Here is a 2,421-nt window from a genome sequence, read left to right on the forward strand (position 1 = left end):
TAAAGAGGTGGGTCAGGGGACTTCCCTGGGCCGCATTTTAGGAAGCGGTGCGGCCGTTACCGGTAAGGTCTTCGGGGTGGAACGGGTGCCGGTAGTTAAAGGTCAGGCCATGCCGGCCTATGACCCACGGGCCGTGCAGGGTATCGGGGTGACCTATGCCACCAGTCCCATGGGGGCCGATCACACGGCCGGTTATGCCGTGGCCACTAATATCCTCAATGTGGGCGGTAAAGTAGATCCCCTCAAACCCGAAGGGCAGATCGAACTTTCCCGGAATCTACAGATCGCCACAGCGGCCGTGGATGCTACGGGCATGTGCCTCTTCATAGCCTTTGCCGTCCTGGATCAGCCGGAGACCTTCCAGGCCCTGATCGATATGATCAACGCCTTTTACGGATTGAATCTGACGGCCGATGATGTAACCGCCCTGGGGAAATCGATCCTCAAGAACGAGAGAGACTTCAACCTGAAGGCCGGCTTTACCCCTCAACAGGACCGGCTGCCCGATTTCTTCAAAAAAGAAGTGCTGACTCCTCATAATGTCACCTTCCAGGTCAAAGACGAAGAACTGGATCAGGTTTTTAACTGGTAAACCGGAGATAGGAATTAAGGATTGAGGAATTTCAAAATTCCTCAATCCTTTTGGATTGCGGAATGGAGGATGGGAAAGGGGAGGGGCGGGTGAAAAACTGTGACGAGTGACGGGTGACGGGTGACGAGAAAAATCGAAACAAGGGGCGAGTGGACGTCCTAATTCAAGAGAATCAACCGGATCTCGAACAATTTCGGCCAAAGTTTTCCAGTGACGAAGAGCCGGTCTTTCTGAACATCATAGGCGATGCCGTTTAAAACATCCACTCCCGGCCTGCGATCTTTTTCAGGCAATATTCCGCTCAGGTCAATCCACCCGGTTACCTGCCCGGATTCAGGTGCAATACGTACGATGCGATCGGTCCCGTAAACATTGGCGTAAATCTCCCCTTTGATATATTCCAGTTCATTGAGAAAGCCTATGGGAATGCCCTCATCGCGGGCCTGGATGCGTCGGACTTCCTTGAAGGTCTGAGGGTCCAGAAAATATAAGAAGGCCGTCCCGTCACTCATAATCAAGTGTTGGCCATCCTGGGTAAGGCCCCAGCCTTCCGTGGGGTAATAGAATTTTTTCAGTAATCGAAGGGTCTGCCGGTCATAGACCAGGCCGATTTTTGATTGCCAGGTCAGTTGAATGATTTTATCTTCCCAGAGGGTCACCCCTTCGCCAAATAAACGATCGGGCAATTTAACCAGACCCACAACTTTCCCGGTTTCCAGTTCCACTTTGCGCCAAGAGGACTTTCCTATAAGCCCCGTCCCCTCATAAAGAAATCCCTGATCATACACCAGCCCCTGGGTAAAGGCCTTGGGATCGTGAGGGAATACCCGCACCACCTGATAGCTGTAAACCGGCGTCTTATTTCCCAGGCCATTGGCTTTTTGATCAACAGCAAATAGAAATAAAAATATCCCCCCAAGAAGCAAGAGACAGAAAAAAGAGGTCTTGACTTTTGAGCTTTTAACTTTATGCTTCATGCTCATTACTCCGAACTCATAACTCCGAACTGATCGGTTTCTACTTTTTCTCATCGGAAAATCGCAGCCCCCGAATCAGGGGAATACAGGCCAGGGTGATGATTCCAAGAGCAATGATTCCTATCGAAAATGAAATCCGTTCCCCACTCCAGCCGATCAAGGCCGGCACAACCCCGCCCCCCAGGAAAAAGCCCAAAGGGACCGTTAAGGAGATGGCTACATTGCGACTTCCGGGCGGACCGATCCGGCTGATAGCGGTAAACCCTGCCGGGAAAAAACAGACCGCCACCAGGGGCTGGAGGAAGATGCAAGGAACCAGCCAGGATCCAGGGGCCGTTCCGAGCAAAACGGTGAAAATCCCGGTGGTCAGAAGAAAAATCAGCATGGTTTTCTTTATCCCCAGGCGATCCACAAACCAGCCGGATATCAGGGAAATGACTATCCCGGAAACCCGGGATAGGGCCACCAGGGTATTGGCCCACCCCCGGCCGATTCCCCGTTCAGCGACCATATAAAGGGGAAGCATGCTATAAACCCCAAAGCTGGTCCCGATGCCCAGACCAAAAAGGACCATGACGATCCAAAAAGCAGGTTCCTTGATCAAATCCCGTACCACCCGAGGGGTAGGGGCTTGACCGTAAAAATTCCCCCCCTGGCTGAACCAGAGAAAAGCCAGGCCTAAGAGCAAAGAAGCGGTCCCTAACAAGGCCATAAGCCCTCGCCAGGAGCTCCACTGCAAAAAGGCTTCGGCAAAAAAGGGGGCCATAACAAAACCGGCATTAGGGGCCAGTTCGTGAATGGCAAAGGCCTTTCCCCAATCCTGGGGCCGGATCAGGGAGGTCAGGGTGGCCA

Annotated in this window: 3 protein-coding genes; 1 reads left to right on the top strand and 2 read right to left on the bottom strand. The window is 52.6% G+C overall.

Annotated features, from left to right (window positions below; all coding sequences use genetic code 11):
• A partial coding sequence (locus HY879_27415) for an aldehyde ferredoxin oxidoreductase (protein ID MBI5607077.1) occupies positions 1-592 on the top strand: 592 nt, incomplete at its 5' end.
• Between the two features lie 158 nt (positions 593-750).
• Here HY879_27415 and HY879_27420 read toward each other — a convergent pair.
• Together HY879_27420 and HY879_27425 are read right to left on the bottom strand one after the other, a co-directional pair.
• Positions 751-1,569 carry a glutaminyl-peptide cyclotransferase gene (locus tag HY879_27420; GenBank protein ID MBI5607078.1) on the bottom strand — a complete coding sequence of 273 codons (819 nt, stop codon included), beginning with the start codon at positions 1,567-1,569 and terminating at the stop codon, positions 751-753.
• Positions 1,570-1,609: 40 nt separating this feature from the next.
• A partial coding sequence (locus HY879_27425) for an MFS transporter (protein MBI5607079.1) occupies positions 1,610-2,421 on the bottom strand: 812 nt, incomplete at its 5' end.

It is taken from the genome of Deltaproteobacteria bacterium (assembly GCA_016219225.1).
Lineage (GTDB): Bacteria > Desulfobacterota > RBG-13-43-22 > RBG-13-43-22 > RBG-13-43-22 > RBG-13-43-22.

Bases quoted from the DNA above. Each gene is read 5' to 3' on its own strand.
- HY879_27420 (MBI5607078.1), bottom strand. From the start codon at position 1,569: ATGAAGCATAAAGTTAAAAGCTCAAAAGTCAAGACCTCTTTTTTCTGT.